Source organism: Bacillus sp. REN10, from assembly GCF_016820555.1.
In the GTDB taxonomy this organism is placed as follows: Bacteria; Bacillota; Bacilli; order Bacillales; family Domibacillaceae; genus Bacillus_CE.
The window spans coordinates 156,456-168,934 of record NZ_JADHDW010000002.1; the positions used below are offsets into that span (position 1 = coordinate 156,456).

The window sequence follows — 12,479 nt, forward strand, 5'->3', positions numbered from 1 at the left end:
AAATGAGTGATTATTCATTCATAAATTTAGGAATGGGGGAATGAAGGTGAAGGGTAAGGTTGTAATTGTTACAGGCGGTTCTAGCGGAATGGGGAAATACATGGCAGAGAGATTTCTTGAGGAAGGGGCTAAGGTAGTTATTTCTGGCCGAAGTGAAGAAAGGCTCCAAGCTGCCAAAGAAGAGATTGATACTGGAGATGGCCGATTGTTGACAGTATCGATGGACGTCCGTAATCCAGAAGATGTTCAGCGGATGGTAGAAACGGCCAGCAAACATTTTGGCACGATTGATCATCTTGTGAACAATGCAGCCGGAAACTTTATCGTTCCAGCTGAAAAGCTTTCCGTCAATGGATGGAATTCAGTCATTGATATTGTATTAAATGGAACTTTTTATTGCTCAAGTACAGTAGGGAATTACTGGATTAAACATGGCATTAAAGGAAGTATCGTCAATATTGTCGCCACATATGCCTGGAACGCAGGGGCTGGTGTTATTCATTCAGCCGCTGCAAAAGCAGGAGTTTTGTCCATGACGAGAACGCTAGCTGTAGAGTGGGGACATAAATTTGGTATTCGAACTAATGCTATTGCTCCAGGTCCCATTGAACGGACGGGAGGAGCAGATAAGCTTTGGGAATCAGAAGAAGCAGCGACAAGAACGCTTCAAAGTGTGCCTTTACACCGATTAGGCACACCTGAAGAAATTGCTGGATTAGCTCGCTATTTATTTTCGGATGAGGCCGCTTATATTAATGGCGAATGTGTAACAATAGATGGGGGACAGTGGTTAAATCGTTACCCTTTTTAAATAAAATGGCTATTTTGTTTGAATGAGCCAAAATGATTGTTGTACAAATGAAGAACCATCGTTAAAGGTGGTTCTTTTTAAGTTGTAACCAATGCGTTTTGGATTTTTTTACAATTATACCCTTTTTCACCTTTAATATTTAGGGAATTTCAAGTATACTAGAAAAAGATATATAATAAAACTTGAATAAATAAACATATATTCGTATAATTATAAAAGATGTTTGAGTTGGAGGAAGAGTGAATGGATGCATTAGAAGTTATGTCACAGCTTGATCATGTCACCCCTTTTTTTCAACCGATTTTTAGTGCGGATGAGCATAAGATCATCGGGTATGAAGTGTTAGGCCGCTTTTTAGCAGGGGATGAAGCAAGCAGTTTAGGTCCTTTTTTTCATGATCAGGAAGTACCTGATGAATATTTAATAGAAGTGGATGATCTTATATTAAAGAAAGCGTTATCATTGTACTTGAATTCGGGTATTCAGACAACTTTGTTCATTAATAGAAATGCTCGGCTATTGAAGGAAGACTACGGAGAGCATTTATTAACCATTCTCCAAGAATATGAAGAGAAAGGCTTGCAGTTAAATAATATTGTTCTTGAGATTTCCGGATCTGAGTATAGCAAAGAGTTAGAGCATGTATTGAGGTACTATAAAACACTCGGCATTCGAATTGCAATTGATCATATTGGTGAAACAAGTGGAGATATTTATAAATACACAGGTTATTCACCTGATATTTTAAAGGTAAGTTTGCAAGAATTAAGACAAAATTCTTCCGGTCAAATGTATAAAGATATTCTCTATTCAATCTCGATGCTCGCTAGAAAAATAGGAGCTTCTCTTTTGTTTGAAAGTATTGAAATGGAATATCAGCTACAATATGCATGGAGACATGGCGGAAGATATTATCAAGGATATTATTTGCATGAACCTTGCGAATATTTTCTTGAAGAAGATATTCAAAAAGAAACGTTAAAAAGAAAATGCCAACAATTTATTCTTCATGAAAAACGCTCGCTTGAGAAAGTATATTTATTAGCGGAATCCATTCAAATAGCATTGCAAGATGTGGTTGCTAAATATACGAAGCAAGCGATGATGAAGGAACAGTTATTAGTGGAGATTGGAGAAAAATTTGAAGATATGTGTTTTCGTCTCTATATATGTGATGAAAATGGATTTGAATTAACTCCTAATTATTTCAAAAAAGAAGGCGATTGGATTTTTCAGCCGGAGTATCTCGGTAAGAACTGGAGTTGGCGGCCTTATTTTTTAGAGAATATTTTACGAATGCAAAAAAATAGAATCGGTTTAATTTCAGATTTATACAGTGATATCGAGAAAGGTGAAACGATTCGAACGTTTTCTTATCCTTTAAATCAATGCGAATATTTATTCATGGATATCTCATATGATTTTTTATTTGAACAAGATGGTTTACTTTATTAAATTTGAATAAAATCACGAGACTGACTAATACTACCGATAAACAGTTCGATAGGGAGTGTTGAAGTTGAGTGATTTTTTTCTTGTTTTAGCCTTTATTGTATGCGTAACGATCCTTCTGTCGGTATTTTATACTGTACGCGTGTTTAAACAGCATCAAACAGCAAAGGATGGATTAGACTCGTCTATTCCTGAAACAGTACAGCAGCATCCATACGTAAAAAACCCTATTTTTTGGGCTTATATTATCGGCTTCGGCATTTTATTAGCTTTCATCTTTTATTTAATTGCTAATCGTTAGAAAGTTACAAGAGGGAGGCTCATGAGAATTTAGATGGAGCCTCTTTTCTATTTTACAGATGATGTTTGTCTAAAAGTTCGGTTAACCTTTCGATGTCAAATCCTCGTATGATTTCGTTTTCCACAATAATGGTCGGCGTAGAGAAAGACTTCCACTTTGCTTGCAGTTCTTCCTTAAATGCTGAGTCAGAAGCAATGTCTCTTTCTTCATAGCTTACTTTGCGGTCATTTAAAAATAATTTCACAATATTGCATGGCGGGCATTCGGGTTGGGTATACAAAATAATAGAAGCCACTATTTTTTCCTCCTAATCAGTTATAAAGGCCTGAATTTAACGATAAAATAAAATAAAACAGTTGGATATGAAATAGATGTATGGTATATTTCATTTGCCTATTTATTTTATAACAAAAGGATTATGTACGGTCAAAAACAAATTAACTATTGGAAAGACAGATGAAAGGGGCCAACCGATACTATGTCACAATTAATGGGAATTATCCAACGTTTAAAATCATTGCAAGAAGGCGGAGAAACTGGCGAGGTTCAACAACGATTATTTGAAGTCAACGGCAAAACACTATGCCAGGTGAAATATTTTCCAGGTAAAGATACTTTTGAACTAGAAGTATACGATAAAGACGGTAAAGGAAATAAGTATCCGTTTGATGATATCGATATGACAGCAATTGAGATCTTTGAATTATTGCAAGAAGAAAAACAACAATAATTCATACAACACCCTGCTTCATTGAATGAGCAGGGTTTATTTATGTTTAATGTTGGAACGAAAGCAGGTGAATTTGATATAATGAAAAAAGGATGGGGGACATTGTTTTTAATAATGGCTCTGTTAAACGATGAGGTTGATTTTTGTGGAACCTTAGCGGTAAAGCGCTTACAAAAAGAATAGAGGGGTAATCAAATGATTTCTTTTCAAAGTAAGGATGTACTGAATACAAATATAATGGATTACATAATTCCTGCAGAAAAGGTCGCTCATGTTCAGCCAGGGAATAATCTTGAACATGCACTGTTAGTACTGACTAAAAGTGGTTATACAGCTATTCCAGTGTTAGATGCCAAGTATCGGCTACAAGGACTAATTAGTATTCCGATGATCACAGAGGCAATTTTAGGCTTAGAAAGAATTGAATTTGAAAAGCTTGAAGATGTGAAAGTAGAAGAAGTGATGGCTGTCGATAAACCATCGTTAACCGTTCATGATCATTTCCGTAAAGCCCTTGGATTATTAATCAATCATCCTTTCTTATGTGTCACGAATGAGGAAGGAGAATTTCAAGGGATCTTAACGAGAAGAGTGATCTTAAAGCAGTTGAATTATCATGTTGACCAGTTGAAATGAAAACGCATGAAGTGGTCTAATAGAGTCAAGCCCCTATTGATCATATACAGCAAGATTTTGTGCTGAGAGAGGGTTTGGCTTTTTTTGTGTGGAGACACTTTCATAAGCTAAATGCAGAACGTTTGGAGGAAATATAGATGTTGTTTTCGGAAGCTCAACTGTTAACGATATTAGCTGAAGAAATGAATATGAGAAAAGCAGCTGAGCGCTTATTTGTCTCTCAGCCTGCTCTCTCGCAACGATTACAAACGATTGAGAAAGATTGGGGAACGAAAATATTTAATCGGACAACAAAGGGGTTAACACTGACATCAGCTGGTGAAATGATTATTCAGTTTTCTAAAGAAGTGGTAGAGAAAAGAGAAAAAGTAGTTGAAAATATTCAATCACTTGAATCGGAAGTGCATGGGACGCTGAAAATTGCTTGTGCATCTATTGTCGGGCAAAATTGGTTGCCTCAAGTGTTAAAACGTTTTGTTGAAAGATATCCTCATGCCAAAATATCTTTAATGACGGGTTGGAGTAGTGAAATTTCTAAGGCTTTATACGAAGGGGAAGTACATATCGGAATTATTCGCGGTACACCCGATTGGAAGGGAAGAAAAATCCACTTGTTTGAGGATAGTTTGTTTTTAGTAGATAGAGAAATTAAATATGTAGACCAAATATTAACAACGGACAAGCCGTTTATTCAATTTAAAAGTGATTCTACCTATTTTCAAGAAATACAGGAATGGTGGCATCGACAGTTTCAAAGTGCCCCTAAGCAATCCATTATTGTCGATCAAATTGAGACATGCCGGCAAATGGCTTTTAACGGGATCGGTTATGCGATCTTACCTGAAATCACATTAAATGGAACATCAAGTGAAGTGTATAAAATTCCATTGCTGGATCAAGATCAGCGCCCTCTTCGTCGAGATACATGGCTTTTAGGATATGACTCAGCATTTGAGCTGAGACAAGTGCAAGCATTTATCGAAGTGATTGAAGAGTTTAAACAGTAGCTGAATTATTGAGTGAAAATTGCTTGTGAAATTTACTTTACTCTGTTAAATTAATAAGAAATGCAGACGAAATCGTCAGCACTACATAAGTTGTTAGAGGAGGAATACATAGCATGAAAATGATGGATGCACATGAAATTATTTCATTTATTGGAAACAGTAAAAAATCAACACCAGTCAAAGTATACGTAAAAGGTGATGTAGAAGGTATTGATTTTGGACCGTCTGCTAAAACATTTCTTGAAGGAAAAGCTGGAGTAGTTTTTGGGGAATGGTCAGAAATTTCTGAAGCTCTTCAGCAAAATGCAGATAAAATTGAAGATTACGTAGTTGAGAATGATCGCCGCAATTCAGCGCTTCCTTTATTAGATCTTAAAGGAGTGAACGCTCGTATTGAGCCAGGTGCGATTATTCGTGATCAAGTAGAGATCGGGAATAACGTAGTCGTTATGATGGGGGCGTCTATTAATATCGGTTCTGTTATTGGTGATGGAACAATGATTGATATGAACGCTGTTCTAGGTGGTCGTGCAACTGTTGGTAAAAATTGTCACGTCGGGGCAGGAGCCGTTATTGCGGGTGTGATCGAACCACCATCTGCTAAACCAGTTGTGTTAGAAGATGATGTCTTAATCGGAGCGAATGCTGTAGTTTTAGAAGGTGTAACAGTAGGGAAAGGTTCAGTTGTAGGAGCGGGAGCAATTGTAACGAAAGATATCCCTCCATACTCTGTAGCCGCTGGAGCACCTGCAAAAGTGATTAAGCAAATTGATGATAAAACAAAGTCTAAAACAGAAATCATGCAGGAGCTTCGCAAATTATAAGAGGCTTTTGCTATGCTTAAAGAAGGATCAGGCGTGGGCTTTTCAGCTCACGCCTGTTTTTAAAGAAAGAGAGGAATAAATATTGACTGTCAATCGATTTATTCAAATAAGAAGAGAGCTTCATCAAATACCAGAGCTCGGATTTCAAGAGTTGAAAACACAGCGTTATTTATTGGATTATTTGCAATCTTTGCCCCAAGATCGAATGGAAATTAACACATGGAAAACAGGGGTATTTGTGAAAATCAAAGGAAGAAACCCCTCGCGCACAATTGGTTATCGAGCGGATATAGATGGGTTGCCGATTACTGAGCAAACAGGATTACCGTTTAGCTCAACACACGAAGGAGCAATGCATGCATGCGGTCATGACTTGCATATGAGTATCGCTCTTGGTGTGTTAACTCATTTTGTAGAAACAGAGATCAATGATGATGTAGTATTTATATTCCAGCCTGCGGAAGAGGGACCAGGGGGGGCTGCGCCGATGATGCAAAGTGAGATCATGCAGCAGTGGATGCCGGATGAAATATATGCTCTTCATATTGCGCCGGAATACCCAGTTGGGTCTATCGCGACCAAACCTGGATTATTGTTCGCTAATACATCAGAATTATATATCGATTTAAAAGGAAAAGGTGGACACGCTGCTTACCCTCACGAAACGAAAGATATGGTCGTTGCCGCCGCTTATTTAACGACCCAGTTACAAACGATCGTTGCCAGAAATATAGACCCGCTTGATAGTGCAGTTGTGACAATAGGGAAGATTAGCGGAGGAACAGTTCAAAATATTATTGCCGAGAGAGCTAGAATGGAAGGTACGATTCGCACCTTATCTGCTGAAGCGATGAAAAAAGTGAAGAAGCGGATTGAAGCGTTAGTAAAGGGAATTGAGCTTGGGTTTGATTGTGAAGCTATGATCGACTACGGAAGCAATTATTACCAAGTGAATAATGATCCAGCGGTAACAGAGCGCTTTATGGGTTTTATGGAAGAAAAAGAAGAGGTTAATCTAGTTGTTTGTAAAGAAGCGATGACAGGAGAAGATTTCGGTTACATGCTGAAGGAAGTACCAGGGCTGATGTTTTGGCTTGGAGTAAGTTCAGAATACGGCTTGCATCACGCAAAACTAAATCCCGATGAAGAAGCGATTACTTTTGCTATAGAAGCGATCACAAGTTATTTTCACTATTTATCTGATCAAGTTAAATAGAGCATCTTTTATAATGAGAAAATATCATTTATTTTCTTGTTTATAAAGATAAATCATATTTTTGGAGGGATTTTTAGTCATGGCAGAACGCATGGTAGGTAAACAAGCCCCACGGTTTGAAATGGAAGCAGTATTAGCTAACAAGGAGTTTGGTAAAGTCAGTCTTGAAGAAAACATGAACAATGGAAAATGGACAGTATTGTTCTTCTATCCAATGGACTTTACTTTAGTATGTCCGACAGAAATTACAGCATTTTCAGATCGCTACGATGAGTTTGAACATTTAGGTGCTGAAGTAATCGGTGTGTCAACTGATACAATTCACACGCATTTAGCTTGGATTAAAACGGACCGCAAAGACAATGGTCTTGGAGACATTAAATACCCTCTAGCTGCTGATACAAATCATGAAGTATCTCGTGAGTATGGTGTGCTCATTGAAGAGCGAGGTATCGCACTTCGCGGATTATTCATTATCAATCCTGAAGGGGAACTTCAATATCAAGTAGTAAACTACAATAGTATCGGCCGAGATGTAGATGAAACTTTACGTGTGCTTCAAGCACTTCAAACAGGTGAACGTTGCCCTGCTAACTGGAAACCTGGTCAAAAAACTATATAAGCAACATCGATTATTTGATCCTGCTATCAAAGCAAAGAGACTATTTTTGAAGTAAATTAAGAGCCACTGCTAGAACTAACGAATGCGAAATAAAATAATCCTTCTTCATTTGTGTTAAAATAAATATAGGTTGAATTTTGTTTAATTAGTGGAGGAATTTTTGTGAAAAAAGAGTTTGTCGTCATTGGGTTAGGCCGTTTTGGAGGAAGCATTTGTCGCGCGTTATCAGAGCAAGGAATGGAAGTTATGGCCATTGATGTAGATGAAGATCGGGTAAATGAGTTTGCCTCAATTGCCTCCCATGCGGTTGTAGCGGATACAACAGATGAATCCGTTTTAAAGAGTCTAGGTATTAGAAACTTTGATCATGTGATTGTTGCTATTGGAGATGACATTCAATCCAGTATTTTGACCACACTAATCTTAAAAGAAATTGGCGTGAAACGCATTACCGCGAAAGCACAAAATGATTATCATGAAAAAGTATTAAGAAAAATTGGTGCTGATCAAGTGGTGCATCCAGAGCGGGATATGGGGCGAAGAATTGCCAACAATATGATTTCAAATAATGTATTAGATTACTTGGAATTATCAGATGAGCATTCGATCGTGGAAATTGTGGCAAATGAGTTACTAGCAGGCAATTCCATCATCGATTTGGATATTCGTGCGCGATATGGTATTAATATTGTGGCGATTAAAAGAGGGAAAGAAGTGATGGTCTCTCCTCAACCAGCGGAGCCTATTCAAAAAGATGACATATTAATTGTGATTGGTGCAGATTCAGATATTAGTCGTTTTGAGAAGAAAGTAATGAATGGATAACAAACAAAAAGGATGCGAAAACATATGCATCCTTTTTTGTTTAGAATAGAGAGCCTTTTCTATATTTACACTTCCATAATAATAGGCAAAATCATTGGGCGGCGCTTCGTTTTTTCATAAAGAAACGGAGCTAATGTATCAATGATTTCATTTTTAATTTCAGACCATTGAGATGTTTTCTTGTTTAGTATTTTATGAATGTGTTTATTAAGCATGCTTTGTGCTTCATAAATTAAGTCCCCTGATTCACGCATATAAACAAACCCTCGCGAAATAATGTCCGGACCAGCCTCGATCTTGTAATCCTTCATATTGATGCTGACGACCACAATAACAAGTCCCTCTTCGGATAAAATGCGGCGGTCGCGCAAAACAATGTTGCCGATATCACCGATCCCGCTGCCGTCAATGTAGACAGAACCAGAAGGGATTTTTCCTGCAATTTCAGCAGAGTCCTTACTTAAGGCTAACACATCTCCATTGTCCATAATGAAACAATGATCTTCCGGTACGCCACAGTCAATTGCATGCTGGGTATGAACCTTTTGCATGCGGTATTCCCCATGAATTGGCATAAAGAATTTAGGCTTAATTAAGCGAAGCATCAGCTTTTGCTCTTCTTGTCCACCATGACCGGAAGTATGAATATCGCTTAATGATCCGTGAATGACTTCTGCACCTGCACGGTAAAGCATGTTGATTGTCCGGTTTACGCTGATCGTATTTCCGGGAATAGGAGAAGAAGAAAAGACGACCGTGTCTCCTGGATGGATTTGTATTTGACGGTGAGTTCCGTTAGCAATTCTAGATAAGGCAGCCATAGGTTCTCCTTGGCTTCCTGTACATAGAATAGTCACTTTATTAGCCGGCAAACGGTTCAACTGCTGTGTATCGATAAATGTATTTTTAGGGCAACGAATGTAGCCCAATTCTTGACCGATATTGATGGCAGCTTCCATACTGCGTCCGAAAACCGCTACTTTTCTTCCGTTTTCTACAGCAGCTTCCACTACTTGCTGAAGACGATGAATATTTGAAGCGAAGGTTGCAAAGATGACTCTTCCTTCCACTTTACGGAAAATGTCATGAATGCTTTCACCTACACGACGTTCAGACATAGTGAAGTTTGGCACTTCGCTGTTTGTGCTGTCAGATAAGAGACAAAGCACACCTTCTTTTCCGATTTCAGCCATTTTTGTTAAGTTAGCAGGTTCTCCAACTGGAGTGAAGTCGAACTTAAAATCACCTGTATGGACAATGTTTCCAGGAGGTGTTTTAACAACGATTCCATACGAGTCAGGAATGCTGTGAGTTGTACGGAAGAAAGTGACAGATGTCTTTCTGAATTTAATGATGTCATCCTCATGGATTTCGTGAAGAGTAGTTTGACGAAGTAGACCATGCTCTTCCAGTTTATTTCTAATCAAACCTAGCGCAAGCTTTCCGCCATAAATAGGAATATTTACTTGACGAAGCAAATAAGGAATTCCTCCGATATGATCTTCATGTCCATGAGTAATGAACAGCCCTTTAATTTTATCAACATTTTTTTCTAAGTACGTATAATCAGGAATGACATAATCAATTCCTAACAGTTCATCTTCAGGAAATTTAATTCCTGCATCAATTAAAATGATTTCATCTTGGAACTGAACTGCATATGTGTTTTTGCCAATCTCACCCAAACCGCCTAGGGCGAAAACAGCTGTTTGATCATTTTTAACAAATCTCATAAGTTAGAGCTGCTCCAATTTAAAGTTTGGAGATTGTTTTTCATATTCTAAATAAGAATTTTCTATTTTTTGAACGAATTCAATGTTATATGGGCGGTTTTTTAGAGACTCACGAACCTCACGCTCGGAGTTTGCTTCTGTGTAAAGCACTCTTGTGTGTTCTCTTACTGGTACTTCTTCTTTCTGTTCTTGATAATACACTTTAAAAATCATTGTATTCTCTCCTTATCCGAAATGTATATCTAAACTGGTACCCCAGTTCTTATCACTGCCGTCATTTAATTAGTTATATTATATAGAATGCCCACTGTTTTTTCATAATGTTAAGCTTTAATAAATAGTCAGATAACCTTTAGTATGGACAATTATTATCGTTTTACACAAAGACAGCCCTTCATAAAGGAAGGGCTCAACCATTCTTTATTATGCGATTGATTTTCTTCTGAGCATGTCTCTCCACTGTTTTGCAAGCTTTTTCTTTAGCTTCTTTAACATAGTGGATCACTCCTTATCTTGATTTTACCACAACGCTGTCCAAATATAAAGTAAAACAGAAAACGGTCGCGGCGGCTGTATATAGTGTGCTATGTATGAAGTGGTTTTATAGATGGTAAAATAAGGTGTTCGTTAGTTCCTTTCATTGACTTTGCCTAATAATTGGTTTAGGTTTTATTCGAGAGACTTTATGAATGATAAAGGAACTAAAAGGAGTCGTCAAGATGAGTAAAATCGTTTTTTTTGATATTGATGGAACACTGCTAAACCATGAGAAAAAGTTGCCTGCTCGCACGAAAGAAGCTGTTCGGCTGCTGCAAAAGAAAGGGATTTATACGGCGATTGCGACCGGAAGAGCTCCGTTTATGTTTGAAGACTTGAGAGAAGAATTGAATATTCAGTCGTTTATTAGTTTTAATGGACAGTATGTTGTATTTGAAGGGGAAGCGGTGCATTTAAATCCTTTACATATAGATTCTTTAACAAAATTAGTAGCTCAGGCAGAGGAGAAAGAGCATCCGCTTGTCTTTATGAACGAGTCAATCATGAGAGCGAATCATTCGAAGCATGAACACATTGAAACAAGCTTCAGAAGTTTAAATTTTCCTCACCCGCTGCCGCAACCGGATTTTTATAAGCAAAATGATTTATACCAAACGTTGCTGTTTTGCGGAGAAGAAGAGGAGATGGAATATCGAGAGCAGTTTCCTGAGTTTACATTCATTAGATGGCATCCTTATTCCCTCGACATTGTGCCAGCAGGAGGGTCCAAAGCAGTAGGGATTGAGAAAATGCTTGAGCGTCTTCCGTTTGAGTTGGAAGATGTATATGCGTTTGGGGATGGATTAAATGATATTGAAATGTTAAGGGTAGCAGGAGTAGGTGTTGCCATGGGGAATGCTCATCCAACGGTTAAAGAACAGGCCAATATGGTGACGACAGATGTGGCAGATGATGGTATCTTTTTAGGGTTAGAGAAGCTTGGACTTATTTAATGATCAGTTTTTGAAAAAAAAGTTAAACAAAAACCAAGCCAGACAGATGCGCCGGCTTGGTTTTTGTTTAACGTTCGATTGGGGTTGCACCTTCCTGCACGTGGAAAGGGTTCTTTGAATCAATATGATCATAAAACATGATCCCGTTTAAATGGTCAATTTCGTGTTGAAACACAATCGCTGGAAGGCCTTTTAAACGAAGCTTGACTTCTTCTCCGTCAAGCGTAGTACCTTTGACAGTTACTCTCGCATAACGGTGAACGTAACCAGGAACATCCCGGTCAACGGATAAGCAACCTTCCCCTGTTGTTAAATAGGCTTTTTCCACTGAATGGCTGACAATACGCGGGTTAAATAAGGCATAGCTTAATAACTCGTTATGATCATCCTGTACTTGTACGGCAATCATTCGTTTAGCAATGCCGATTTGTGGAGCGGCTAAACCGACACCTGGGCGCAAACCGTATTTACTTGCGATTTCAGGGTCTTGGCTGTTTTGAACGTATTCCATAAGGTTAACTAATATTTGACGGTCTTCTTCCGCTGCAGGAAGCGAGACATCAGCTGCTTTCTCTCGTAAAGTAGGATGCCCTTCACGAATAATATCTTTCATCGTAATCATCTTTCGAACCTTCTTTCTTTGCATCGATGCTTATCGATAGTTTATCAAATAAATGTCATTTTGTTAACGAAAGTGCAAGCTCTAAAAAATAGTGAATAATTGAGCGGCATCTTGGTTAGTTTTGTTTGAATAAGGAAAGAGTACTTTATGGGTGGTGAAAACACGAGAAAACTACTCTATAACAGTTTTGGTTTTTTGGTGTTTTTTATA

16 protein-coding genes are annotated in these 12,479 nt (G+C 38.0%); 12 read left to right on the forward strand and 4 right to left on the reverse strand.

What is annotated here, in order from left to right; translation table 11 throughout:
* The first annotated feature begins 46 nt into the window (after positions 1–46).
* The 3 genes from fadH (at position 47) to IRB43_RS04035 (ending at position 2,564) form a co-directional block, all read left to right on the forward strand.
* Complete coding sequence (gene fadH, locus IRB43_RS04025; protein ID WP_203362158.1) at positions 47–811, forward strand: 2,4-dienoyl-CoA reductase; 765 nt, start codon at positions 47–49, stop codon at positions 809–811.
* A 243-nt stretch (positions 812–1,054) separates the two neighbouring features.
* Entirely contained in the window at positions 1,055–2,266 is a 1,212-nt protein-coding gene (locus IRB43_RS04030) for an EAL domain-containing protein (protein ID WP_203362159.1), read from the forward strand.
* 64 nt (positions 2,267–2,330) lie between these two features.
* A complete protein-coding gene (locus IRB43_RS04035) occupies positions 2,331–2,564 on the forward strand; it encodes a hypothetical protein (protein ID WP_203362160.1) in 234 nt (77 codons plus the stop codon).
* 52 nt (positions 2,565–2,616) lie between these two features.
* Here the strand turns inward: IRB43_RS04035 and IRB43_RS04040 are convergent, their stop codons facing one another.
* Entirely contained in the window at positions 2,617–2,859 is a 243-nt protein-coding gene (locus IRB43_RS04040; protein WP_203362161.1) for a glutaredoxin domain-containing protein, read from the reverse strand.
* A 183-nt stretch (positions 2,860–3,042) separates the two neighbouring features.
* Here IRB43_RS04040 and IRB43_RS04045 point away from each other — a divergent pair, with 183 nt between their 5' ends.
* The 8 genes from IRB43_RS04045 (at position 3,043) to IRB43_RS04080 (ending at position 8,424) form a co-directional block, all read left to right on the forward strand.
* Positions 3,043–3,294 (forward strand): YkuJ family protein, encoded by a 252-nt coding sequence (locus IRB43_RS04045; RefSeq protein WP_203362162.1) that lies wholly within the window; start codon positions 3,043–3,045, stop codon positions 3,292–3,294.
* A gap of 42 nt (positions 3,295–3,336) precedes the next feature.
* Positions 3,337–3,477, forward strand: coding sequence for a hypothetical protein (locus IRB43_RS04050; RefSeq protein ID WP_203362163.1), 141 nt, complete (start codon positions 3,337–3,339; stop codon positions 3,475–3,477).
* Positions 3,478–3,489: 12 nt separating this feature from the next.
* The gene (gene cbpB / locus IRB43_RS04055; RefSeq protein ID WP_203362164.1) at positions 3,490–3,930 is read left to right on the forward strand and encodes a cyclic-di-AMP-binding protein CbpB; all 441 of its coding nucleotides are present in this window, start codon (positions 3,490–3,492) and stop codon (positions 3,928–3,930) included.
* Positions 3,931–4,067: 137 nt separating this feature from the next.
* Positions 4,068–4,937 carry a LysR family transcriptional regulator gene (locus IRB43_RS04060; protein WP_203362165.1) on the forward strand — a complete coding sequence of 290 codons (870 nt, stop codon included), beginning with the start codon at positions 4,068–4,070 and terminating at the stop codon, positions 4,935–4,937.
* Positions 4,938–5,050: 113 nt separating this feature from the next.
* The gene (gene dapD / locus IRB43_RS04065; RefSeq protein ID WP_203362166.1) at positions 5,051–5,761 is read left to right on the forward strand and encodes a 2,3,4,5-tetrahydropyridine-2,6-dicarboxylate N-acetyltransferase; all 711 of its coding nucleotides are present in this window, start codon (positions 5,051–5,053) and stop codon (positions 5,759–5,761) included.
* A gap of 82 nt (positions 5,762–5,843) precedes the next feature.
* Positions 5,844–6,977, forward strand: coding sequence for an N-acetyldiaminopimelate deacetylase (locus IRB43_RS04070; RefSeq protein WP_203362167.1), 1,134 nt, complete (start codon positions 5,844–5,846; stop codon positions 6,975–6,977).
* Between the two features lie 79 nt (positions 6,978–7,056).
* On the forward strand, positions 7,057–7,599 hold the full coding sequence (locus IRB43_RS04075; protein WP_203362168.1) for a peroxiredoxin: 543 nt from the start codon (positions 7,057–7,059) through the stop codon (positions 7,597–7,599).
* Between the two features lie 162 nt (positions 7,600–7,761).
* On the forward strand, positions 7,762–8,424 hold the full coding sequence (locus IRB43_RS04080; protein WP_203362169.1) for an NAD-binding protein: 663 nt from the start codon (positions 7,762–7,764) through the stop codon (positions 8,422–8,424).
* 65 nt (positions 8,425–8,489) lie between these two features.
* Here the strand turns inward: IRB43_RS04080 and rnjA are convergent, their stop codons facing one another.
* A complete protein-coding gene (gene rnjA, locus IRB43_RS04085; protein ID WP_203362170.1) occupies positions 8,490–10,157 on the reverse strand; it encodes a ribonuclease J1 in 1,668 nt (555 codons plus the stop codon).
* 3 nt (positions 10,158–10,160) lie between these two features.
* Positions 10,161–10,370: a DNA-dependent RNA polymerase subunit epsilon gene (locus IRB43_RS04090; protein ID WP_203362171.1), complete on the reverse strand. Its 210-nt coding sequence runs from the start codon at positions 10,368–10,370 to the stop codon at positions 10,161–10,163.
* A gap of 506 nt (positions 10,371–10,876) precedes the next feature.
* Between IRB43_RS04090 and IRB43_RS04095 the strand changes: the two genes are divergently transcribed.
* On the forward strand, positions 10,877–11,647 hold the full coding sequence (locus tag IRB43_RS04095) for a Cof-type HAD-IIB family hydrolase (RefSeq protein WP_203362172.1): 771 nt from the start codon (positions 10,877–10,879) through the stop codon (positions 11,645–11,647).
* Positions 11,648–11,714: 67 nt separating this feature from the next.
* Here IRB43_RS04095 and def read toward each other — a convergent pair whose 3' ends face one another.
* The gene (gene def / locus IRB43_RS04100) at positions 11,715–12,269 is read right to left on the reverse strand and encodes a peptide deformylase (RefSeq protein WP_203362173.1); all 555 of its coding nucleotides are present in this window, start codon (positions 12,267–12,269) and stop codon (positions 11,715–11,717) included.
* Positions 12,270–12,479 lie beyond the last annotated feature (210 nt).

Coding starts and splice junctions, on each gene's coding strand:
- IRB43_RS04060 (WP_203362165.1), top strand. CDS start 4,068: ATGTTGTTTTCGGAAGCTCAACTGTTAACGATATTAGCTGAAGAAATG.
- def (WP_203362173.1), bottom strand. CDS start 12,269: ATGATTACGATGAAAGATATTATTCGTGAAGGGCATCCTACTTTACGA.
- IRB43_RS04095 (WP_203362172.1), top strand. CDS start 10,877: ATGAGTAAAATCGTTTTTTTTGATATTGATGGAACACTGCTAAACCAT.
- IRB43_RS04075 (WP_203362168.1), top strand. CDS start 7,057: ATGGCAGAACGCATGGTAGGTAAACAAGCCCCACGGTTTGAAATGGAA.
- rnjA (WP_203362170.1), bottom strand. CDS start 10,157: ATGAGATTTGTTAAAAATGATCAAACAGCTGTTTTCGCCCTAGGCGGT.
- IRB43_RS04050 (WP_203362163.1), top strand. CDS start 3,337: ATGTTTAATGTTGGAACGAAAGCAGGTGAATTTGATATAATGAAAAAA.
- cbpB (WP_203362164.1), top strand. CDS start 3,490: ATGATTTCTTTTCAAAGTAAGGATGTACTGAATACAAATATAATGGAT.
- IRB43_RS04045 (WP_203362162.1), top strand. CDS start 3,043: ATGTCACAATTAATGGGAATTATCCAACGTTTAAAATCATTGCAAGAA.
- IRB43_RS04030 (WP_203362159.1), top strand. CDS start 1,055: ATGGATGCATTAGAAGTTATGTCACAGCTTGATCATGTCACCCCTTTT.
- IRB43_RS04090 (WP_203362171.1), bottom strand. CDS start 10,370: ATGATTTTTAAAGTGTATTATCAAGAACAGAAAGAAGAAGTACCAGTA.
- dapD (WP_203362166.1), top strand. CDS start 5,051: ATGAAAATGATGGATGCACATGAAATTATTTCATTTATTGGAAACAGT.